Source organism: Achromobacter sp. ACM04 (assembly GCF_014851465.1).
Classification (GTDB): Bacteria; Pseudomonadota; Gammaproteobacteria; order Burkholderiales; family Burkholderiaceae_B; genus Achromobacter; species Achromobacter aegrifaciens.
The window spans coordinates 67542-89877 of the sequence record NZ_JACUZS010000001.1 but is presented as its reverse complement, the minus strand read 5'-3'; the positions used below and the strand labels follow the sequence as shown (position 1 = coordinate 89877).

The 22336-nt window shown below is 65.9% G+C and carries 21 protein-coding genes; 16 read left to right on the top strand and 5 right to left on the bottom strand.

Going from position 1 to position 22336, the window contains the following annotated elements; translation table 11 throughout:
• Positions 1-412 precede the first annotated feature (412 nt).
• The gene (locus IB259_RS00515) at positions 413-1153 is read left to right on the top strand and encodes a response regulator transcription factor (protein ID WP_054458258.1); all 741 of its coding nucleotides are present in this window, start codon (positions 413-415) and stop codon (positions 1151-1153) included.
• A 30-nt stretch (positions 1154-1183) separates the two neighbouring features.
• Here the strand turns inward: IB259_RS00515 and hemN are convergent, their stop codons facing one another.
• Complete coding sequence (gene hemN, locus IB259_RS00510) at positions 1184-2614, bottom strand: oxygen-independent coproporphyrinogen III oxidase (protein ID WP_192327058.1); 1431 nt, start codon at positions 2612-2614, stop codon at positions 1184-1186.
• A gap of 168 nt (positions 2615-2782) precedes the next feature.
• Between hemN and IB259_RS00505 the strand changes: the two genes are divergently transcribed.
• Positions 2783-3049: a hypothetical protein gene (locus tag IB259_RS00505; RefSeq protein ID WP_054458311.1), complete on the top strand. Its 267-nt coding sequence runs from the start codon at positions 2783-2785 to the stop codon at positions 3047-3049.
• A gap of 7 nt (positions 3050-3056) precedes the next feature.
• Here the strand turns inward: IB259_RS00505 and IB259_RS00500 are convergent, their stop codons facing one another.
• Entirely contained in the window at positions 3057-4550 is a 1494-nt protein-coding gene (locus tag IB259_RS00500) for a glycosyltransferase family 39 protein (protein ID WP_370528684.1), read from the bottom strand.
• A gap of 291 nt (positions 4551-4841) precedes the next feature.
• On the opposite strand from IB259_RS00500, the gene IB259_RS00495 reads away from it, so the two are divergent.
• The 8 genes from IB259_RS00495 (at position 4842) to IB259_RS00460 (ending at position 13189) form a co-directional block, all read left to right on the top strand.
• Positions 4842-5573 carry a FadR/GntR family transcriptional regulator gene (locus IB259_RS00495; protein ID WP_054458261.1) on the top strand — a complete coding sequence of 244 codons (732 nt, stop codon included), beginning with the start codon at positions 4842-4844 and terminating at the stop codon, positions 5571-5573.
• A gap of 140 nt (positions 5574-5713) precedes the next feature.
• Positions 5714-7288 carry an ABC transporter substrate-binding protein gene (locus tag IB259_RS00490; RefSeq protein ID WP_054458262.1) on the top strand — a complete coding sequence of 525 codons (1575 nt, stop codon included), beginning with the start codon at positions 5714-5716 and terminating at the stop codon, positions 7286-7288.
• 102 nt (positions 7289-7390) lie between these two features.
• A complete protein-coding gene (locus IB259_RS00485; RefSeq protein ID WP_054458263.1) occupies positions 7391-8398 on the top strand; it encodes an ABC transporter permease in 1008 nt (335 codons plus the stop codon).
• On the top strand, positions 8395-9234 hold the full coding sequence (locus IB259_RS00480) for an ABC transporter permease (protein WP_059380519.1): 840 nt from the start codon (positions 8395-8397) through the stop codon (positions 9232-9234). The genes IB259_RS00485 and IB259_RS00480 overlap by 4 nt, the downstream gene beginning before the upstream one ends.
• A 9-nt stretch (positions 9235-9243) precedes the next feature.
• Positions 9244-10875 carry an ABC transporter ATP-binding protein gene (locus tag IB259_RS00475; protein ID WP_054458264.1) on the top strand — a complete coding sequence of 544 codons (1632 nt, stop codon included), beginning with the start codon at positions 9244-9246 and terminating at the stop codon, positions 10873-10875.
• 39 nt (positions 10876-10914) lie between these two features.
• Positions 10915-11205: a cupin domain-containing protein gene (locus IB259_RS00470; protein WP_054458265.1), complete on the top strand. Its 291-nt coding sequence runs from the start codon at positions 10915-10917 to the stop codon at positions 11203-11205.
• Between the two features lie 17 nt (positions 11206-11222).
• Positions 11223-12287, top strand: coding sequence for a histone deacetylase family protein (locus IB259_RS00465; RefSeq protein WP_192327055.1), 1065 nt, complete (start codon positions 11223-11225; stop codon positions 12285-12287).
• Between the two features lie 14 nt (positions 12288-12301).
• Positions 12302-13189, top strand: a complete 888-nt coding sequence (locus IB259_RS00460) for a DMT family transporter (RefSeq protein WP_175161098.1) — start codon at positions 12302-12304, stop codon at positions 13187-13189.
• A 10-nt stretch (positions 13190-13199) separates the two neighbouring features.
• Here the strand turns inward: IB259_RS00460 and IB259_RS00455 are convergent, their stop codons facing one another.
• A complete protein-coding gene (locus IB259_RS00455; RefSeq protein WP_192327052.1) occupies positions 13200-14225 on the bottom strand; it encodes a LacI family DNA-binding transcriptional regulator in 1026 nt (341 codons plus the stop codon).
• A 132-nt stretch (positions 14226-14357) separates the two neighbouring features.
• Between IB259_RS00455 and IB259_RS00450 the strand changes: the two genes are divergently transcribed.
• The 4 genes from IB259_RS00450 to IB259_RS00435 are packed head-to-tail and all read left to right on the top strand — an operon-like array spanning position 14358 to position 19102.
• Positions 14358-14900 carry a TRAP transporter small permease gene (locus tag IB259_RS00450; RefSeq protein WP_054458269.1) on the top strand — a complete coding sequence of 181 codons (543 nt, stop codon included), beginning with the start codon at positions 14358-14360 and terminating at the stop codon, positions 14898-14900.
• 42 nt (positions 14901-14942) lie between these two features.
• A complete protein-coding gene (locus tag IB259_RS00445) occupies positions 14943-16223 on the top strand; it encodes a TRAP transporter large permease (RefSeq protein WP_054458270.1) in 1281 nt (426 codons plus the stop codon).
• Between the two features lie 22 nt (positions 16224-16245).
• Positions 16246-17262: a TRAP transporter substrate-binding protein gene (locus tag IB259_RS00440; RefSeq protein ID WP_054458271.1), complete on the top strand. Its 1017-nt coding sequence runs from the start codon at positions 16246-16248 to the stop codon at positions 17260-17262.
• Between the two features lie 58 nt (positions 17263-17320).
• A complete protein-coding gene (locus tag IB259_RS00435) occupies positions 17321-19102 on the top strand; it encodes an IlvD/Edd family dehydratase (protein WP_192327048.1) in 1782 nt (593 codons plus the stop codon).
• 9 nt (positions 19103-19111) lie between these two features.
• Here IB259_RS00435 and IB259_RS00430 read toward each other — a convergent pair whose 3' ends face one another.
• Complete coding sequence (locus tag IB259_RS00430; RefSeq protein WP_125471401.1) at positions 19112-19504, bottom strand: YbaN family protein; 393 nt, start codon at positions 19502-19504, stop codon at positions 19112-19114.
• A 208-nt stretch (positions 19505-19712) separates the two neighbouring features.
• Here IB259_RS00430 and IB259_RS00425 point away from each other — a divergent pair, with 208 nt between their 5' ends.
• Positions 19713-21209 carry a methyl-accepting chemotaxis protein gene (locus IB259_RS00425; protein WP_175182145.1) on the top strand — a complete coding sequence of 499 codons (1497 nt, stop codon included), beginning with the start codon at positions 19713-19715 and terminating at the stop codon, positions 21207-21209.
• Between the two features lie 111 nt (positions 21210-21320).
• A complete protein-coding gene (locus IB259_RS00420) occupies positions 21321-21959 on the top strand; it encodes a LysE family translocator (protein WP_119451612.1) in 639 nt (212 codons plus the stop codon).
• 90 nt (positions 21960-22049) lie between these two features.
• Here IB259_RS00420 and IB259_RS00415 read toward each other — a convergent pair whose 3' ends face one another.
• Entirely contained in the window at positions 22050-22244 is a 195-nt protein-coding gene (locus IB259_RS00415; RefSeq protein ID WP_054458275.1) for a hypothetical protein, read from the bottom strand.
• Positions 22245-22336: the final 92 nt, after the last annotated feature.

The window sequence follows — 22336 nt, the reverse complement described above, 5'->3', positions numbered from 1 at the left end:
TCGTGCCAGCGGGAAAAACATGGTGTCTGGACCTAATGATGCTCGCCGCAGCGGCAGGGATCAAAAACAGCAAACAATGCACTGCGCAACAGAAGCTGTGCTTATCGTCGACGATTGTATCACTATTTACGCCTTTTCCGTGGCTAAAGCGCCACAGCGCGCCCTGGAGCGCGTGCGAGGTGCGCCCGGCGGCGCCATAACTCAAAAACTCATCTGCCGTCGCGGCCTAAATCCCGGCTGTTGCACGCGTGCTTCTCGCATATATGACAGGTCGACGGTGCAACAGTCTGATATTGGCGCGATTCATCTCCCGCGGGCCATGCGAAAACGTAATCTGCCTTCGCAAATTCAGGACACCCGCGACCTGCGCAATCGACCGCCGGCGTTCCCCCATCCTGCATGTGGAGCATCGATGAAAACTGTCTCAGCGCTCACCCTTAAAGCGCCCCCGCACATCAACCCCGAGCCCGCCGAAAGCGGCGACCGCCCGGGCACGCGCCGGCACCTGCTCCTGTCCCGGCCGCCGCCTCTCATCAAGGTGGCGATCCTGGACGACCACCCCGTGGTTGCCGTGGGCGTGGGCGCCTACCTGGAGAGCCGACCGGGCTTCCGGGTGGTGCACCGGGAGACCTCGGCACGGTCCCTCCTGGAGAAACTTACCCACTCACCCTGCGAAGTTGCCCTGGTCGATTTCTACCTGCCCCTGGAACCCTGGGACGGCGTGAACTATCTGCGGCGCCTGCGCCGCTACCACCCCGGGATGGCGCTCATCACCTTCTCGGCGGGCAGCCGCCAGGAAACTCAGTACGCGGCTTTCCGCGCAGGCGCGAATGGCTACTTCGCCAAGGAATGCGGCATGGTGTTGCTGCCGGAGATGATCCGCGGCGTACTGGCGGGCAAGGAAGAGTTCCTCACGGTGCAGGACGGCAAGATCCGGCCGCAGCAGCCGACGCATCCTCACGCGGCATTGACGACTTCGGAAGTGGAGATACTGCGCCACATCAGCCTAGGGCTGTCCGTCACGCAGATCTCGGCGCGGCTGATGCGCAGCAAGAAAACGATCAGCACCCACAAGCGCCGCGCCATGCGCAAGCTGCAGTTGTCCGACGATTTGTCGCTGGCGCTTTATCTGCGGGAGAAATTCGCTGAATGAGCGCCGCCGGGCTCTGCGCGACGCCGCGGCTCAGATGATCCGCGAGTAGCTGGCCGCGGTGCCCGGCGCCCGCAGGTAGCCGTCGAACGCCATGGCGACGGCTCGCACGAAGTACCAGCCCAGGCCGGTCACCTGCAGTTCGCCGGGGTGCAGGTTGACCAGGCCCAGCTCGGCCAGATTCGCCATCTGCAGCAGTTCCGGGCCAAAGCTGTCGGCGAACCGCAATCCGTGGCGCGCCTCTATCCGGCTGTAGTCCACGCGGCCCTGGCACATGATGTCCATGATGATCTCGCGGCGAACCAGATCATCCGTGCTCAGCGCCAACCCTCTTTCGACGGCGAAGCGCCCTGCTTCGATTGCCGCGTAATACTCGTCCAGGACTTTGGCGTTCTGGCTGTAGGTATTGCCGATGCGGCCGATCGCGGACACGCCCAGCGCGACCAGGTCGCGGTCGGGCTGCGTGCTGTAGCCCTGGAAGTTGCGGTGCAGCTCCCCCTTGCGCTTGGCGATCGCCAGCGCATCGGTTTCCAGCGCGAAATGGTCCATGCCGATATAGGCGTAGCCCTGCTTCAGAAAACCATCGATGGCGGCGCTGAGCAGCCCCACCCGCGTCTCCCTGTCGGGCAGGTCGGCCTCGTTGATGCGGCGCTGCGGCTTGAAGCGCGCGGGCAGGTGGGCGTAGGCATACAGCGCGATGCGGTCGGGCCGCAGCGCGATGACCTGAGCGATCGTGCGGGCAAAGGACTCCGTGGTCTGCAGCGGCAGGCCATAGATGAGATCCACGTTGACCGAGGCATAGCCCAACGCCCGGGAGCTCTGCATCAGCGCCCGCACGTCCTCGAACGACTGCATGCGATGCACCGCGGCCTGCACCCGGGGATCGAAATCCTGCACGCCGAAACTCAGGCGGTTAAAGCCCAGTTCGCGCATATGGGCCAGGCGCTCGGGCGTGGCGGTGCGCGGATCTACCTCGATCGAGATTTCCGCGTCGGGTTCGAAGCGGAAGGCGCGTCGCAGGTTCTCCATCAGACGCGACAATTCCTCGTCGGACAAAAAGGTCGGCGTGCCGCCCCCGAAATGCAACTGCGATACGGGTACGCCCTCGCCCAGTTCGCGCACATGCAGCTCGATCTCGGCCGCCAGGGCGTCCAGATAGCGGGCGGCGCGGTCGTGGTGGCGAGTCACCACCTTGTTACAGGCGCAGTAATAACAGACCGATTCACAGAACGGGATGTGCACGTAGAGCGACAAAGGCTCGGCCGGCGCCGTCGCGCGGCGCTGCTGCAGCGCCTGCCGGTACTCCTGCTCGCCGAAGCCGCCGTGATACCGGTCAGCCGTGGGATACGAGGTATAGCGGGGCCCGTTCTTGTCCAGCCGCGCCAGCAATTGCGGCGGGAACAATGGGCTGGCGGCGGAGGGCTCGCGGGATTCTGTCTGTGACGGGCGTAGGGCGGCTTGCATACCTGGAATTATTCGCCTGTGCCGGCCAGTCCGGGTTGATCTTGCGCAAACGCCAGCGTGTTGCCCCCCCGCCAGTCCACCTGCCCACCCAGAGAACACCCCGCGGCGCTAGCGGCCTCGCCCCCGTAAAATGCGCCTGTCACAAAGATGCACAACAAGGAAACCATCATGGGCACTGAACTGGACGGCCGACTGCTCGCCATGCGCCAGGCGCTGGCGATCGCCATCGCCCTCTCGACCCGCAGCAGCCCCCAGGCCACCGACATGGCGCTGGAACTGCTTAATGACCTGAAGGCAAGCATGGACAACGCTCCTTCGGACAGCCCGTTCGAGAAGCCGGAATGGGTAGCGGGCGCGCACGACGAACTGGACGGCATCGCGCGCCTGGTGCGCGCCTTCACGCAGACGCCTGAACCGGACGACGAGGCGCAATAGCCTGCCCCTAGGGGCGAGGCACGCCAGACGCCGTGCCGCAAAGCCGGGAAGACGGCGTCACACGCCAGTGCAGCCCAGGAAAGTCCTTTCCGACGGCGACAAACCCCGCTCCGGGCGTTCTCGGTTCCAGCTCCAGCTCCAATGCGCCGCAAGCCTCGGCCACGTCTTTCGGCACCCAGGGACTGAAACGGAGCTGTCCGTCTATCAGCACCAGCGGCTGTTCCGGCAGCCTCAGGGCCAGCGCGCCGGCCTCGGCCGGCGGCCCCGATATCACCCTGACCGGCCCGCCAAGCGCCGCTTTGGCGGGTTCGTGCACAGCCAGGGCCAGCGCCCGGGAATCGAAATAGCGCCAATCCGACGCCTTGCGCGCAAGCCCCGCCCCGCCCGGCGACGTCAGCCCGACCCGGACCATCAACAGCGCCTGGACCAATGCGAATACCGCCACGGCATCGCGCGGCCGCACGCGCTCCCAGACGCCGCCACGCACCAGTTCCATCATCGCCGGCGCCATGAACAGAAGATAAGGCGTGCCCCAGTGCAGTTGCACATGGGAACCGCTGGCAAGCGTCATGATGCTGACGAACACCAAGGGCGTAAAACCGAACGACAGCAGGATGGCGCGGCCCGCATCGCGCGGCGGCGCTTCTGCCGTCACAGCAGCCACCGCGGCGCGGCGGCGCGCCAACCAGCACCAGACGCCCAGGAACACCCACGCAGGCAGCGCGCGGTTCAGCATCTGATCGCCCCACCACCGCGCCACTTCCGCCGCGCGCCGAACCCAAGGCAGGCCGGCGGCCAGCGATGAAGTCATCGCGTAGTTCAGGGGTTCGAAGCCGTTGTACGCCAGCCACCAGAGATGCGGCGCGAAGACCGCCAGCGCGGTCAACCCCGCAACCTGCAGCCCGAACCGGTGCATGGAGTCGCGCCAGCCGCGCTGGCTCAGCCAGAAGACCAGCACGGCGGCGCCCGTCACCGCGCTTTGGTACTTGGACAGAGCCCCCAGGCCCAGGCACGCGCCCAGCACGATCCACCAACCGATCCGGCGTGTGGTCCAGGCTTTCCAGCACGCGACGGCGCAGCCCACCGCCAGGGGAATCAGCACGATCTCGTGGTTGTAGAAATGCAGACGGCCGTTGTAGAAGGTGATGCACAGGCCGGCCAGCAACGCCGCCCGCGCATGGCCGCTGCCGCGCATGCCCCGCAGCCAGCGCCACAACAACGCGAAGGCGCCCAGGATGCAGAGCGCACCGACGATGTAGCTCGTCCACGCCGACCAGCCCAGCAATTGCACCGCTGGCCACAGCAGCCAGGTCGGCAGAGGCGGATGCTTGTAATAGCCCCATTCCAGGCTGCGCACCCAGGTCAGTTGCTCGATATTGTCAGTCGGCGGCGCGAGGGCCGCCTTGTCCAGCAGCGTCAACCACGCCAGGGCGAAGACCGCCATGCCCAAGCCTATCCACCAGCCCTCGGGCCGGAACGCCCGCTTCGTCACTTCCTGCACGTCCTACCCCCTCCAGCCGCCGCAGCGCGCTGCCTTGCCACATGCCCGGTATCGGGCGCAACGGAGTATGGGATGGCGTCCGCCCGCAACAGCGGGGCTTCTGTGCGGGATTTGTCTGGAAACTGTAAAGCGCCCGCGACATTCCTAGCTGGCCTGACCACTTCAAAGAAAGAGGTGGAATCCCTGTGATCGTTTTCCCTTGAAATGGAAAATTTCCCTTCTTATTCAAGGATGAGATGCCTATATTTGGTGGCCTGACCACTTGGCTCTCCGTTCCCGCCCCTATCGTCGATGAACACCTTCCAAGCTGCCGCCGTCACCCGCCTGTACCGAGTCATCGCCGACCAGATCGCCGGCCGGATCCGGGCCGGGGAATTCCCCCGCGGCGGGCGCCTGCCTTCTGAGCGGGAGCTGGCCGAACAGCTGCAGGTCAGCCGCGCGTCTATCCGCGAGGCACTGATCGCGCTGGAAATAGAAGGCTATGTCGAGGTGCGCGTGGGCACCGGGGTGTTCGTCACTGCCATCCGGGAAGCCGCCGCTCCCGCGTACGCCGCGCCAGGACAGGACGGCATCGGCCCGTTCGACCTGCTGGAAGCGCGCATGCTGATCGAACCCGAGTGCGCGGGCATGGCCGCGCAGCATGGGTCGCCCGCCCAGATTGCCGCCATCCGCGACGCCCACGAGGGCATGTCGCTGGGCAACTCGCCCGGCCGCCACGACCGCGAATTCCACAACGCCATTGCCGCGGCTTGCGGCAACGCCGCAGTAGCGGCCTCGGTGGCCCATCTGTGGGAATTGACGCAGGCCAGCCCCGTGTACAGCCGCATGGAGGATTACTTCGTCGACACCAAGGTCTGGGCCATCGCCCATGCCGAACACCAGCGCATCCTGACGGCCATACAGGCGCGCGATCCGATCCGCGCGCGCCATGCCATGCATGCGCATCTGCTAGGCATCCTGGCCCGCCTGCGGGAAGACTTTGGCGACGAGAACGGCGCTCCGCAATGGTGCGCGGCACGCTGAAGAGCACCTGTACGAAGCATTGTTGTAGCGGCTCCACCCGTAGTACCCCTGAAAACACAGGTGGCATGAGGTTTGCTTGCCAGTGCACGGCATCCGCGACGCGGACACCTGTCAGACCCTTTCCAGCCCGGAGGCTCGCAGTGAAATCGAAGAAATGGTTCTCCCTAAGCATCGGCGCACTGGTCCTCGCGGCCGCGCTGCCCGCCACGCAAGCCCTGGCGCAGACCAAGGGCGGCACGCTGAACATGATCGTCCAGCCCGAACCGCCGGTGATCGTCACCGCCATCAATCAGCAGGGGCCCACGCAGTTCGTCGCCGGCAAGATCTACGAGAGCCTGCTGACCTACTCCACCGATCTGAAGCCCCAGCCCGGCCTGGCCAAGTCGTGGGACGCCTCGCCCGACGGCCTGTCCTACACCTTCCACCTGCAGGACAACGTCAAGTGGCATGACGGCAAGCCCTTCACGTCCGAGGACGTGGTGTTCTCGCTGGCGGACATGCTGCCCAAGACCCATGCGCGCGCCCGCGTGATCCTGAACAAGTTCGTGGAATCGGTGCAGGCGCCGGACGCGAAGACGGTCGTCGTCAAACTGAAGACGCCCTTCCCGGCCTTCATGCTGATGTTCGAACCGGGCTTTGCGCCCATGATGCCCAAGCACATCTATGCCGGCACCGACTACATGACCAATCCCGCCAACCAGAAGCCGGTCGGCACGGGCCCGTTCATGTTCAAGGAATGGAAACGCGGCGAATACATCAAGCTTACCCGCAACCCCGACTACTGGAAGCCCGGCAAGCCCTATCTGGATGAACTGGTGTTCAACGTCATCCCCGACTCGGCCTCGCGCGCGGTGGCTTTCGAGCGCGGCAGCGTGGACGTGCTGCGCGGCGGCGACGTGGACAACGTCGACATCAAGCGCCTGCGCGCCCTGCCCAAGGTCGAATACACCACGGCCGGCTGGGAGATGTTCTCGCCCCAGGCCTACCTGATCTTCAACATGCGCAAGCCGCCCTTCGACAACCTGAAGGTGCGCCAGGCCGTGATGGCGGCCATCAACCGCAACATGGTGGTCAACAACATCTTCTTCGGACTGGGCAAGGTGTCCACCAGCCCCTTCGTCACCACCGAGATGTTCTATGACAAGAACATGCCGCCGCTGGCGTTCGACATGAAGAAGGCGCGCGCGCTGATCAAGGAATCCGGCATCAAGCCCGAGGACTACACGATCCGCCAGCTGAGCTTCCCCTACGGCTCCACCTGGGACCGCCTGGGCGAATACACCAAGCAGGCGTTGGAGCAGCTGGGCTTCAAGGTCAACCTGGAAGCCACCGACGCCGGCGGCTGGGCCAGCCGCACGGGCAACTGGGACTTCGACATGACGACCACCTTCACCTACCAGTACGGCGATCCCGCGCTGGGCGTGCAACGGCTGTATGTCTCGTCGAACATCGTCAAGGGTTCGCCCTTCGCCAACGTGCAGGGCTACAGCAATCCGGAGACCGACAAGCAATGGGAGGCGGCCGCTTCCGAGGTGGATCCCGCCAAGCGCCAGGAGCTCTACACCAAGCTGCAGACCACGCTGGTCAATGAGATCGCCAACGGCTTCCTGGTGGACATGGAGTTTCCGACGCTCTACCGCGGCAACGTCAAGAATCTGGTCAAGACCGCCATCGGCCTGAACGAGAGCTTCGACGACGTGTACATCGAAAAGTAAGCGCCGCAGGACGCCGCCGCGGCAGGCTTGCCGCGGCGGCGGATGCCGGCCGGACAACGGCTGCCCCAGGCAGGCCGCGCCCGACCAGAGAGGACCCCGAGCATGAAATTCCTGTCTTTCCTCGTTTCCCGCATCGGCAAGGCCCTGGTGGTCGTGCTGGGCGTGGTGATCATCAATTTCTTCCTGATCCGCCTGGCCCCCGGCGACCCCGCCGCCGTGCTGGCGGGCCAGGCCGGCGCGGGCGACGCCGCCTACGTCGAACAATTGCGCGTGGCCTTCGGCCTGGACAAGCCCATCCTGACCCAGCTGATGCTGTACCTGAAGGGCGTGGTGCAACTGGACCTGGGTTTCTCGTACCGCAACCATGTGCCGGTGCTGGACCTGATCCTGGAACGCCTGCCCGCCACCTTCCTGCTGATGTCCTGCGCCTTCGTGTTCTCCATCGTGCTGGGCGTCTTCCTGGGCGTGGTGGCGGCCAAGGCCCGCTACCGCAACAAGCGCCGCTGGATCGATAGCTCCGTCATGACGGGTGCGCTGGTGCTGTACGCCACGCCGCTGTTCTGGCTGTCGCTGATGGGCATCCTGCTGTTCTCGGTGGTGCTGGGCTGGCTGCCGGCCTTCGGCATGGAGACCGTGGGCGCCAACCTGAAGGGCTGGGCGCGCGCGGGCGACATCGCCCAGCACCTGATCCTGCCCACCGTGACGCTGGGCTGCTTCTTCATGGCGGTCTACGTGCGGCTGACCCGCGCCTCGATGCTGGAAGTGATAGGCATGGATTTCGTCAAGACGGCGCGCGCCAAGGGCGTAAGCCCCGGCCGCGTGATCCGCGCCCACGTGCTGCGCAATGCGCTGCTGCCGGTCATCACCTTCGCCGGCATCCAGCTGGGGCAGATGGCGGGCGGCGCGGTGCTGACCGAAACCGTGTTCGCCTGGCCCGGCATCGGCAGGCTGATGTTCGACGCGCTGCTGCAGCGCGACTACCAGTTGCTGCTGGGCATCTTCCTGGTCACCTCCATCATGGTGGTGGTGTTCAACCTGCTGACCGACGTGCTGTACCGACTCATCGATCCGCGCATCGGCGCGGGCGCGCAGCAAGGAGCCGCCGCATGAAGTCATTTGCCCGGCGCTACATGCGCAACTACGGAGCGGTGGCCGGACTGGCCATCATGCTGGTCGTGATCGTCGTGGCCCTGGCCGCGCCGCTGCTGTATGAAGAATCCCCCTGGATGATGGTGGCGGATCCGCTGATTCCGCCGTTCACCAATGCCGACTACCCCTTCGGCACCGACATGCTGGGCCGCGACATCACGGCCGGGCTGGTCTGGGGCGCCCGGGTCTCGCTGATGGTGGGCCTCTTGTCGACCGCCGTGGCGCTGGTCTTCGGCATCGTGGTCGGCTCGGTGGCGGGTTACTGCGGCGGCCGGGTTGACGACGCGCTGATGCGCTTCACCGAGTTCTTCCAGACCATCCCGCAGCTGGCCATGGCCGTGGTGCTGGTGGCGATCCTGAGTCCATCCGTCTATTCCATCATGGGGGCCATCGCGGTGGTGTCGTGGCCGCCGGCCGCGCGGCTGGTGCGCTCGGAGTTCATGACGCTCAAGCAGCGCGAGTTCGTGCAGGCCGCCATTGTCATCGGGCAGACGCCGGCCCGCATCGTCGGCACGCAGATCCTGCCCAACGCCATGTCGCCCATCATCGTGTCGGCGTCGTTCATGGTCGCCACCGCGATTCTGACGGAATCGTCGCTGTCCTTCCTGGGACTGGGCGACCGCAACCTGATGAGCTGGGGCTTCATGATCGGCGCGGCCCGCACCATGATCCGCGAAGCCTGGTGGATGAGCGTCTGGCCCGGCGTGGCGATCCTGCTGACCGTGCTGGCCATCAACCTGATCGGCGAAGGCCTGAACGATGCCCTCAACCCGCAGCTGCGCAAGCGCGGCGAATAGGAGGACGGCATGAACGCTTCCACTCCTTTGCTATCCATCCAGAACCTGAGCATCGCCCTGCCCAAAGGCGGCGACCGCCCCTATGCCGTGCAGGACGTGTCGTACGACATCCGCGCCGGCGAGATCCTCTGCATCGTCGGCGAATCGGGCTCGGGCAAGTCCATGAGCGCCAACGCCATCATGGGCCTGCTACCCGACTACCTGACGCCGCAGCAGGGCCGCATCCTGTTCCGCGGCCAGGACCTGCTGCGGCAGGACGAAGCCACGCTGCAAGCCATGCGCGGCAAGGACATGGCGATGATCTTCCAGGAGCCCCTGTCGGCGCTCAACCCCCTGATGACGGTAGGCGAGCAGATCAGCGAAGTCATGCGCGTGCACAACGCGTATCCGGGCGCGCAGCGCATGGCCCGCACGCTGGAGCTGCTGGCCTTCGTAGGGCTGCCCGACCCCGCCACGCTTTACCACGTCTACCCATTCCGCCTGTCGGGCGGACAGCGCCAGCGCGTGATGATCGCCATGGCCCTGGCGCTGGAGCCTGCACTCCTGATCGCCGACGAACCGACCACCGCGCTGGACGTCACCACCCAGGCGCAGATCCTGGCGCTGATCGCCCGCATCCAGAAGGAAAAAGGCATGGGCGTGATGTTCGTCACCCATGACTTCGGCGTGGTGGCCGAAATCGCGCACCGGGTCGCCGTGATGGAAAAAGGCGTCCTGGTCGAACAGGGGCCGGCGGACGAAGTGCTGAACCGGCCCCGCCACCCCTACACGCAACGCCTGATCGCGGCCGTGCCGCACCGCCGTGGCGCCGAGCGCGAGTCCGCCCCGCACGACCAGCCCGTGCTGGACGTGCGCGACTTGAAGAAGACCTACGTGGTGGGCCGCGGCTGGCTGGGCGGCAAACGCGAGGTTCACGCGGTCGACGGCGTCAGCTTCAGCGTGCGGCGCGGCGAGACGCTGGGCATCGTGGGCGAATCGGGCTCGGGCAAGTCCACCATCGGCAAATGCCTGCTCAAGCTGGTGGGCATCAACGGCGGGCAGTTGATCTTCAACGGCCAGGACATCGCCGCCATGCCGGAATCGCGCTTCCGGCCGCTGCGCCACGACATCCAGATGATCTTCCAGGATCCGTTCGCCTCGCTCAACCCGCGCCATACCGTAGGCCGCATCATCAGCGACGGCCCCGTCGCCAACGGCGTGCCGCGCGCCCAGGCCGAAGCGCGGGTGCGCGAGCTGCTGTCGCTGGTCGGGCTGGACCCGTCGGCCTTCGATCGCTATCCCAACCAGTTTTCGGGCGGACAGCGCCAGCGCATCGGCATCGCGCGCGCGCTGGCGCTGGAGCCCAAGGTGCTGGTGGCCGACGAATCAGTGTCGGCGCTGGACGTCTCGGTTCAGGCGCAAGTACTGCAGCTATTGCACGATTTGCAGCAACGCCTGAAGATCGCACTGGTCTTCATCACCCACGATTTGCGCGTGGCGGCCCAGATCTGCAATTCCGTGCTGGTCATGCATCGCGGCAAGGTGGTCGAGTACGGCTCGCCCGCGCAGATCTTCGACAACCCGCAACACGCCTATACGCGGCAGCTGATCGCCGCGGTCCCCGGCCAGCACTGGGACCCGACCAAGGCGCAAGCGGCCTGAAGCGCACAAGAATATTCATACTTCCAAGGAGAACGCCCCATGCAACGCCCCGCCGCCATACCGACCGTGCAGATCGACAATGACATGGTCACCGTCACCGAATGGCGCTTCCCGCCCGGCGGCGAAACGGGATGGCACCGCCATGGAATGAACTACGTGGTGGTCCCGCAGACCACCGGCCCGCTCTTGCTGGACACGCCCGACGGCGAAATCACCAGCCAGCTCACCACCGGCGTGGCCTACTACCGGCCCGTGGGCGTAGAGCACAACGTGATCAATCCCGGCGACACGGAGTTCGTGTTCGTCGAAATCGAACTCAAGCACGCATAACGCCAGCGAGGGCAGCCATGAAGGCGTTTTTCTCGGAAGAGCAACTGCTGCATACGCCGCGGCAGTTCATGCGGCTTGGGCGCATCAGCGCGCCCACCGATCTGCCGGCACGGGCGGAAAGCCTGCAAGGCGCGCTGGCCGCGCGCGGCATCCGCGTCCAAGCGCCGGCTGACTACGGCCGCAAGCCGCTGCAGGACATCCACAGCCCGGACTACCTGGACTATCTGGAATCGGCCTATGCGCGCTGGCAGGCCCTGCGCTCGCCTGGCGTGGATCCGGGCCCCGAAGTGCTGCCCAATCTTTCGCCGTACTACAACGGCCGCATCGAGCTGGCTGGCCGCGGCCCCTGCCCGTCGCCCTCCATCGTGGCCCAGACTGGCTACTACCTGAGCGATCTATCGTGTCCCATCGGGCCGCAGACCTGGCGCTCGGCGCTGCGCTCCACGCATAGCGCGGTGGCCGCCGCCGACCACGTCGCCAGCGCCGGGGGCATGGCCTATGCCTTGTGCCGGCCCTCGGGCCACCATGCCCACCGCGACCGCGCGGGCGGCTTCTGTTATCTGAACAGCAGCGCGGCCGCGGCCAGCCGGTTGCTTCAGACCTGGTCCAAGGTGGCGGTGCTGGACGTCGACGCCCACCATGGCGATGGCACGCAGAACATTTTTTATCAGCGCGGCGACGTCATGACGGTATCCCTGCACGCCGACCCCGCCGGCTACTACCCCTTCTATACCGGCTATGCGCATGAGCGCGGCTACGGCGCGGGTGAAGGGTGCAACCTGAACCTGCCGCTGCCGCACGGTTCGGGCAACGACTCCTTCCTGCGGGCGCTGGATACGGCGCTCGCCGCCCTGACCGGCTATGCGCCGCAGGCGCTGGTGCTGGCCCTGGGCTTTGACACCTACAAGGACGATCCCATCAGCGTGCTCAAGCTCGACATCGATGCCTACCGCGACATCGGCGCGCGCGTCGCCAGCCTGGGACTGCCCACCGTGATCGTGCAGGAAGGCGGCTACATGGTCGAGGCCATCGGCCCGGCTCTGGACGCGTTCCTGCAGGGCGCGGGCCAGGCGGCAGCCTGAGTCCTCCCGCCCACATGAGCTCCGTTCCCATCGCGTTACCCTCGCCCGCCGCCGCGCGCCAGACGGGCATCCTGCTGTTCTTCGCAGCGTTGGTGGCCTTTGCCACCTTCGATGCGGGGTCCAAGCACATGCTGGCGCGCTATCCCGCGCCCTTCCTGAACATCATGCGCTATTCGGCGGTGGCCGTGCTGGCGGTGGCGCTGTTGTGGCGGCACCGCGGCGGACTGCGTCTGCGCGATGCGCCCGAAAAGCCGCTGTTGATCCTGCGTGGCCTGCTGCTGGCCACGGTCGGTACCTGCTTCATGACGGCGCTGATCTGGATGCCGCTGTCGGAAGCCACCGCCATCTACTTCACCTCGCCTCTGATCATGGTGGCGCTGTCGCCCTGGCTGCTGGGCGAGCGGGTGCGACCCGCCCAGTGGACAGCGGTGGCGGCGGGCTTTGGCGGCATGCTGCTGATCGTGCGGCCGGGCTCCAACCTGCCGTGGCTGGGCACGCTGCTGATGGCGGTGTCCGCGGTCAGTTACGCAGTGTTCCAGGTGCTGACGCGCAGGCTCTCGGGCAAGGTGCCCGGGCCCATCCAGTATGCCTACACGGCCTTCATCTGCCTCGTCGTCACCGGGCTGCCCGCGCCCTTCTTCCTGCCGGATCCGTGGCCGGATCTTACCGACATGCTTTTCATCGTCGGCTTGGGCGCCTGCAGCGGATTGGCGCAGATCTTTCTGATATCCGCCTTCCAGCGCGTGGCGGCGGCGACCCTGGCGCCCCTGAACTACTTCCAGCTGCTGCTGGCGGTGCTGTTCAGCACCTTCTGGTTCCAGCGCCCGCCCGATGGGCTGGCCCTGGCCGGCATGGGGTTGATCATCGCCTCCGGCGTATTCCTGGCGCTGCGCCGGGGCTGAGGCTTGGCGTTCAGCTGGTTTCGCGCTGCACCAGCTTGAAGCCCAGGTCCACATGGCGCTCGGCGACGGGCTCGCCGGCCAGATGGCGCATCAGCAGGCCCGCGGCCGATACGCCGATCTGGTAGCGCGGCGTGGCGATGGTCGACAGCGGCGGCGTGGTCCAGGCCGTGCCCGCCACGTCGTGGAAGCCGACGATGGCCATGCGTTCCGGCACCGGCACGCCCAGCCTTCCGCACTGGAACACCGCCCCCTGGGCCAGGTCATCGTTGCAAAAGAACAGCGCATCGCAGTCGGGATGACGTTCGCGCAGCGCTTCCAGCAGCGAGGCTCCCAGGCCGATGGATGATCTCTCCGGCGTCATGATTTCCAGCGCCGCGTCATACAGGCCCGCATCCCGCAGCGCCTGGCGGCAGCCTTCGCAGCGGCGCAGCGACCTCGGATCCAGTTGCGCGCCGACGATGCCGATACGGCGGTAGCCCCGCTCCACCAGATGGCGGCCCGCGGCATAGCCGGAATCGAATTGCGAAAAACCCACGCTCATGTGCTCGCCGCCGTCCAGCGTCTCGATCGTGTGCACGGTGGGAATGCGCTGCGTGTCCAGCAGGTCCCATACGCCAGGGTTGTGGTCGATGCCGGTCAGGATCAGGCCGTCGGGCGCGTGCTGCAGGTACTTGCGCAGCAGGGCCTCCTCCTCGTCCAGCGAATAGCCGGTCACGCCGATCAGCATGTGGTAGCCGTGCCGGTCCAGCTCTTCCTTGATCCCCGCGATGATGTCGACGAACACCACGTTGCTCAGCGACGGAATCAGCGCCACGATGGTCTGCGAACGCGCCGACGCCAGCGCGCTGGCCGCATGGTTGGGCACGTAGCCCAGTTCCTGGCACACCCGCGCGATGCGCAGCCGCAGTTCTTCCGCCACCTTGTCCGGCGTGCGCAAGGCGCGCGATACCGTGATCGCGCTCACGCCCACGCGACGCGCGACATCCTGCATGGTGACGCGGCCGGCGCGTGAACTGCGGGGTTTACGGATGGACATCGGTCCTCGGCATGGGTTGGTGAGCGCGTAGTCTGACGCAAAAAACTGGGGCTTGCCAAACGCAAAATGTTAGCGCTAACATTTCGCACAGCATAACCCTAAAAAATTCCGGGAAACGGATAGGAGACAAGCATGCAAGCTTCCCCACCGGGGCGGCCTGGCGGCACGCCGCTGGCCCGCGCCGCCAATTGGTGCTTCGCGCTGCAGACCTGGCTGATGGTGACCTGTCTGGCCGTCATGGTGGTGCTGCTGTTCGGCAACGTCGCGCTGCGCTACCTGTTCAACTCCGGCATCAACGTCTCTGATGAGATCTCGCGGCTGGCCTTCGTCTGGATGATCTTCCTGGGCTCGGTGATAGCGCTGCGCTCGCATCAGCATATCGGCGTCACCATGCTGGTCGAACGCTTCGGCCCCGCTGCCCGTCGCGCCTCGCACGTGTTCTGCCAGTTGCTGACGCTGTGGGTGCTGTGGCTGATGGCCGAGGGCAGCTGGACCCAGACCGTCATCGGCCTGGACACCGTGCTGCCTGTCACCGGCATGTCGCTGGCAGTGTTCAACGCCGCGGCCCTCTATGCGGCCGCCGCCATGGGCATCCTGACCTTGATCGATCTGGTGCGCGTCCTTGCGGGCGGGCCCTTGCCGGCGGAATCCAGCCCCGAAGACCCGCTGGTCTGACGGCTCCGCCTCCAACTCCCCTACCCCGCCCGGACGCCCGCAATGATCCTGACCGTTTTCCTGCTCGTGCTGCTGGGGCTGATCGCCCTGGGCATGCCTATCGCCTTCGCGCTGCTGCTCAGCGCGATCGCCATGATGTTCCAGCTGGACTTTTTCGATACCCAGATCCTGGCGCAGAACATGCTGTCTGGCGCCAACAGCTTCACCCTCATGGCGGTGCCGCTGTTCATGCTGGCCGGCGAACTGATGAACGCCGGCGGCATTTCGCGCCGTATCGTCAATCTGGCCAGCACCTTCGTGGGCCACATCCAGGGCGGCCTGGGCTACGTGGCCATCTTCGCCAGCGTGCTGCTGGCCGCGCTGTCCGGCTCGGCCGTGGCCGACGCCGCTGCGCTGGGCTCGCTGCTCATCCCCATGCTGCGCGAAAGGGGCTACGACGCGGGCCAGGCCTCCGGGTTGATCGCGGCCGGCGGCATCATCGCGCCCATCATTCCGCCCTCGATCTCGTTCATCATCTTTGGCGTCGCCACCAACGTGTCGATCACCAAGCTGTTCTTCGCCGGCATCGCGCCCGGACTGATGATGGGCCTGACCCTGGTCGCCGTATGGACCTGGGTGGCGCGCAAGCATGGCAGCATCAAGCCCTCGCCGCGCGAACCCTGGAGCAAGCGCTGGAAGGCGCTGCGCGAATCGCTATGGGCCCTGATGCTGCCCGTCATCATCATCGGCGGCTTGCGCGGCGGCATCTTCACGCCGACCGAGGCGGCCGTCGTCGCCGCGGTCTACGCGCTGCTGGTCAGCCTGTTCGTCTACCGCGAAATCGGCGTGCGCGACCTGGCGCCGCTCTTCATCAACGCCGCCAGCACCACCGCCATCGTCATGTTCCTGGTGGCCGCCGCCATGGTCTCGTCCTACATGATCACTCTGGCCGACATGCCGCAGGACCTGATCGCGCTGCTGGAACCCGTGCTGGACCAACCCAAGCTGCTGATGTTCGCGCTGCTGGTGCTGCTGACGCTGGTGGGCACGGTGATGGACCTGACGCCCACCATCCTGATCCTGGCGCCGGTGCTGATGCCGGTGGTCACCAAGGCCGGGATCGACCCCGTCTACTTCGGCGTGATGTTCGTCATGGTGGGTTGCGTGGGCCTGCTGACGCCGCCGGTGGGCACCGTGCTCAACGTGGTTTGCGGCGTCGCCCGCATCAATATGGAAACCATCTGCAGGGGCGTGTGGCGCTATGTCGTCGCCTACACGCTGCTGCTGATCCTGCTGGTGATCTTCCCCGAGCTGATCACCGTCCCCGCACGCTGGATGCATTAGAAAAACCCCAAGGAGGAGCACCATGATCACCCGTTTCAAGACCCGCATTCTTGTCCTGGCGACGGCGCTGTCCTGCGCCGTCGCCGGCGTCGCGTCCGCCGCCGACGTCAAACCTCGCCTGATCCGTTTCGGCTATGGCCTGAACGAGGAAAGCGTCCAGGGGCGCGCCGCGCGCCACCTGGCGCAGGAGCTGGAAAAAATCAGCGGCGGCAAGCTCAAGATGAAGACCTTCGGCTCGGCCAACCTGGGCTCGGACGAGCAGATGCAAAGCGCGCTGGTGGGCGGCGTGCAGGAAATGATGGTGGGGTCCACCGCGCCCCTGGCCGGCATGGTCAAGGAGTTCGGCGTGTTCGACCTGCCCTTCCTCTTCAACAGCGAAAAGGAAGCGGACGCCGTGCTGGACGGGCCTCTGGGCCAGGACATGCTGAAAAAGCTGGAAGCCAAGGGCATCATCGGCCTGGTCTATTGGGAAAACGGCTTTCGCAACATGACCAACTCCAAGCGCCCCATCGCGCGCGCGGAAGACCTGCAAGGCATCAAGCTGCGCGTGATGCAGAACCAGATCGCATTGGGCGTCTTCAATACGCTGGGCGCCAACGCCGTGCCCATGCCGTTCTCCGAACTGTTCACCGCGCTGGAAACCCGCACCGTGGACGGCCAGGAAAACCCCATCACCACCATCCAGAGCAGCAAGTTCTACGAGGTGCAGCCCTATCTGACCATCACCCGCCACGTCTACACGCCCTGGGTGGTGCTGGCGTCCAAGAAATGGTGGGACACCCTGTCGCCGGAAGAACAGAAGCTGATCCGCCAGGCGGCCGCATCCTCGCGCGACTTTGAGCGCCAGGACAGCCGTGCGGACTCCCAAAAGGCCATGACCACGCTGGAAAAGGCTGGCATGAAGATCAACACGGTCTCGCCCGAAGAGATCGCGCGCATGCGCCAGAAGGTGCAGCCGGTGGTCGACAAGTACACGCAGGACCTCGGCCCAGAGCTGGTCAAGCAGCTCAACGACGAGATCCAGAAGGCGCGCAACTAAGCCTTTGCGGCCCGCACGCGCGCCGGGCCGCCACGCAACCGCTGTAAACGAGAATCCCATGTCCCAGACTCCCCGCAAGCTGCGCAGCCAGAAGTGGTTCGACGATCCGGCCCACGCCGACATGACGGCCATCTATGTCGAGCGCTACCTCAACTACGGCCTGACGCGCCAGGAACTGCAATCTGGGCGGCCGATCATCGGCATCGCTCAGACCGGCAGCGACCTGGCGCCCTGCAACCGGCATCACCTGGCGCTGGCCGAGCGCATCAAGGCCGGCATCCGCGACGCGGGCGGCATCCCCATGGAGTTTCCCGTGCACCCGCTGGCCGAACAGGGCCGGCGCCCCACCGCCGCGCTGGACCGCAACCTGGCCTATCTGGGCCTGGTAGAGATCCTGCACGGCTATCCGCTGGACGGCGTGGTCCTGACCACCGGCTGCGACAAGACCACGCCCGCCTGCCTCATGGCCGCGGCCACCGTGGATATTCCCGCCATCGTGCTGTCCGGCGGGCCGATGCTGGACGGCTGGCACGACGGCCAGCGCGTCGGCTCCGGCACGGTCATCTGGCATGCGCGCAATCTGATGGCCGCGGGCAAGCTGGACTACGAAGGCTTCATGACGCTGGCCACGGCGTCGTCGCCGTCCGTCGGCCACTGCAACACCATGGGCACGGCGCTGTCGATGAACTCGCTGGCCGAAGCGCTGGGCATGTCGCTGCCCACCTGCGCCAGCATTCCCGCGCCGTACCGCGAGCGCGGCCAGATGGCCTACGCCACCGGGCTGCGTATCTGCGACATGGTGCGCGAGGACTTGCGCCCATCCCATATCCTGACGCGGCAGGCTTTCGAGAACGCCATCGTCGTGGCCTCGGCGCTGGGCGCCTCCAGCAACTGCCCGCCGCACCTCATCGCCATGGCCCGCCACGCCGGCATCGACCTGAGCCTGGACGACTGGCAGCGCTTGGGCGAAGACGTGCCGCTGCTGGTCAACTGTGTACCTGCGGGTGAGCATCTGGGCGAAGGCTTTCACCGCGCGGGCGGCGTCCCGGCGGTGTTGCACGAACTGGCGGCAGCAGGCCGCCTGCATACCGATTGCGGCACCGTGTCCCGCAAGACCATCGGCGAGATCGCGGCTACGGCCAAGACCAACAATGCGGACGTCATCCGCAGCTGCGACGCGCCGCTCAGGCATCGCGCGGGATTCATCGTCCTCTCGGGCAACTTCTTCGACAGCGCCATCATCAAGATGTCGGTCGTCGGCGAAGCCTTCCGCCGCGCCTATCTGTCGGAGCCCGGTTCAGAGAACGCCTTCGAGGCGCGCGCCATCGTCTTCGAAGGCCCCGAGGACTACCACGCGCGCATCGAAGACCCCTCCCTGAACATCGACGAGCACTGCATCCTGGTGATCCGCGGCGCCGGCACCGTCGGCTACCCCGGCAGCGCGGAAGTGGTCAACATGGCGCCGCCCTCGCATCTGCTCAAGCGCGGCATAGACTCTCTGCCCTGCCTGGGCGACGGCCGCCAGAGCGGCACCTCGGCCAGCCCTTCGATCCTGAACATGTCGCCGGAAGCCGCGGTGGGCGGTGGCCTCGCGCTGTTGCGCACGGGCGACCGCATCCGCGTCGACCTGAATCAGCGCTCGGTCACCGCCCTGGTGGATGAAACAGAAATGGAACGCCGCAAGCTGGAGCCGCCCTACCAGGCGCCGGAATCTCAGACGCCGTGGCAAGAGCTGTACCGGCAACTGGTCGGCCAGCTTTCAACCGGCGGCTGCCTGGAGCCCGCCACCTTGTATCTGAAGGTTGTGGAAACGCGGGGCGATCCCCGGCATTCGCATTGACGCCGGCGGCTACCGCGCTTGTCCGCTGCCGGCCTGCGGCCCCTGCGGCGCCGGCCGCGTGACGACGTAGGCCGCGCTAGCCAGGAAGAACACGGCCACACCGGCGGCCAGCATCCACGACGGATGCGCGCCCCACCAGAACAGCACATAGCCCAGCGCCATGCCCAGGCAGGCGTAGGTCTTGCCCTTGCGCGATACCGCGCCCTGATCCCGCCAGGCGCGCAGGGCGGGACCGTAGGTCGGGCTATCCAGCAGCCATTTCTCCAGCCGCGGCGAAGAGCGCGAAAAGCAGGCCACCGCCAGGATCAGGAAAATGGTCGTAGGCATGACGGGCAGAAACGCGCCGATCACACCCAATGCCAGCATCAGGCAACCCAGGCAGAGCCACAGTACTCTCATCATGATGGGCAGCAGGATATCCCAGGTTTTCCGCTCGCTTCAAACGCGCCGCGCAAAGCGCCGGTTTTCCGGCCGCCGGTATGGGGCGGATCACCTGGCCGCGTCGCGGCAACAGTAGAGAATAATTTGGAATATATATTCACAAATTGGAATTATTGAATAAAAATCGAACGTGCGCGGGTCCCCGCGCTTCCCGTAGCAAGGAACTGCCATGCGCAACGCTAGCGATTTGCTGGAAGACTCTTACCGCCGCACCGACCGGGCGATGCTGCCTCTGCTCTGGCTGCTGTTTGCCGTCGGACTGTGCTTGGCCCCTCAATACGGACGCTGGGGCGCCGCCATCGGCGTCGGCTTGGCCGCCGCAGGCATACCGTCGCTGTTGATACTCTGGCGGCCCGGCCGCTTGAGTACCCGCCTGGTCGTGGCCTGTAGCCTGATGGTGCTGGCCGCGCTCCATATCCATCTGATGTCCGGCATGGCCGAGATCCATTTCGGCATCTTCGTGCTGCTCTCGCTGCTGCTGGCCTATCGCGACTGGCGCACCATCCTGTGCGCGGCCGTCGTCATCGCGCTGCATCACCTGTCCTTCAACTTCCTGCAGCAATGGGGCTACGGAACAATTTGCTTCACCGAGCCGAGCCTGCCCATGGTGCTGTTGCACGCAGCCTATGTGGTGGTGCAGGCTGCCGCGCTAGGCTGGCTGGCCTGGAAAATGGAACGGGCCGCGGTGGCGGCCGAGGAACTGGCCCGACTCAGTGCGCATATCGGCCGTGAGGCTGGCGTGTTCGACCTGCGCTTTGGCGGCATGAGCATGGACAGCAGCCTGGGCCGCAGCTTCAAGGCCACGATGGACGCCGTGCACCGGACCCTGAGCGGCGTAAGGAACACCGCCACCGCCCTTTCCGCCGCCTCGCGCGACATCATGCAGGACAACCAGCAGCTCGAAGAACGCACCCGGACCCAGGCCGACTCCCTGGAGCGGACCGTTGCATCGATGCGCGACCTGGCCGCCAACGTCCATGACAACGCCGGCAACGCCTTGCAGGCCCGGCAGCTGAGCGACGAAGCGCGGCGCATCGCGGACACGGGCAGCGCCGCGGTAGCAGGCGTGGCGACGGTGATGGGAGAAATCCAGCAGGAAGCCAACAAGATCTCCGAAATCACCGGCTTGATCGACAGCATCGCATTCCAGACCAACATCCTCGCCTTGAACGCGGCGGTGGAAGCAGCCCGCGCCGGTGAAAGCGGGCGAGGCTTCGCGGTCGTCGCCACCGAGGTCCGCGCGCTGGCCCAACGCAGCGCCAGCGCCGCGCGCGAGATCCGCACCCTGATCGACGGCTCGCTGGAGAAGACCAGCAGCGGTTTCCGCCAGGCCGACCATGCCGCCGGCGTGATCCGCGAAGTCGTGGCCAGCATCGAGCGCGTGGCCGCCATCGTCGGTCAGATCGGCGACGCGGGCCGGGTCCAGGGTACGGACATCGACGAAGTCAACCAGGCCGTGACCCAGATGGACGAACTGACCCGGCAGAACGCGGCCCGGGTAGCCCAGGCCGCCGACGCCTCGGCGGCCCTCCAATCGCAGGCGACCGAGCTGCTGCAAGCCGTGGGCGTATTCCGCCTGCAGGATGAACGGCAGCCGCAAGCGCAGTCCGCCCCGAGGGCGGCCGCTCCAGGGCGCACCGCGCCGCTGGCACTGGCGAGCGGCTAAGACCCGGAATTGCGCGAAACGCCTGCCGCCAGCAGCCGCTTCACCGTCCTTTGCAGGGCCGGACTTTCATGGAAGAATCATTGTCTCCCATGGCTCCAGCCCCCAACGACCATGACTCCCTTTGCTTCCATACTCGCTATCCTCGGTGCGCTGTGGCTCGGAGCCATGCTGCCGGGACCAAGCTTCATCATCGTCGCGCGCAAGGCCATCGGCCAGTCCCGCTGGGACGGCCTGGCCTCGGCCTTCGGCATGGGCGCAGGCGGCATGCTGTTCGCCGGCCTGGCGCTGGCGGGGCTGTATTCCCTGTTGCAAAGCGTGGAATGGCTGTACGTCGCGCTGAAAATCGCGGGCGGCGCCTATCTGCTTTACGTGGCTGCCGGCATCTGGCGCAACGCCAGGCAGCCTTTTGCCATGCCCGGCAGCAGCGCGCCAGCATCACGCAATGGAGGTCGTTCCTTCTGGATCGGTCTCACGACCCAGTTGAGCAACCCCAAGACGGCCATCTGGTATGGCAGCATCTTCGCCGCGCTGCTGCCTCAGCATCCGCCGGCATGGACCTATTTCGCGCTGCCGCCCCTGGTGTTCCTGGTCGAATTCGGCTGGTATGCGATCGTGGCGCTCTGTTTTTCGACCAAGGGCCCGCGCGAGGTTTATCTACGGGCGAAGCAATGGATAGACCGGGCAGCGGCGGGCGTTATTGCGGCGCTGGGCTTGCGGCTGATTCTTAATGCGCCCAAAAACGGAATCTAGGAAAAGTCGGGTTTCCGATGCGCAACACGAGCAGCCGCAGCAGATAGAAGCCACGCCGCGGGTGGCGCTTCCCTGCAGACAGGCAAGAACTTACCGCAGCTTTTGCTGATAGAGCTCTTGCGCGCCTTCCAATGAGGCGCGCATTCCGTAAATCGTGCCTCCGCCGCCGCGGCTGAACCATAGTTCGTACTGCCACATCCCGTCCACGAAGACCCGGGAGATCGTCCAGCCCGCTGGCCCTTGCCAGTAATAGTCGTCCCGCTGCGTCCATTCCTCATCGATCATGCTTCGTCCCCTCTCGGCCGAAACCGGGCCGAATTGCGCTGCTGCCGACCTCAAATATACTGTATTTTTATACAGTATATTGGGCCGCAGCA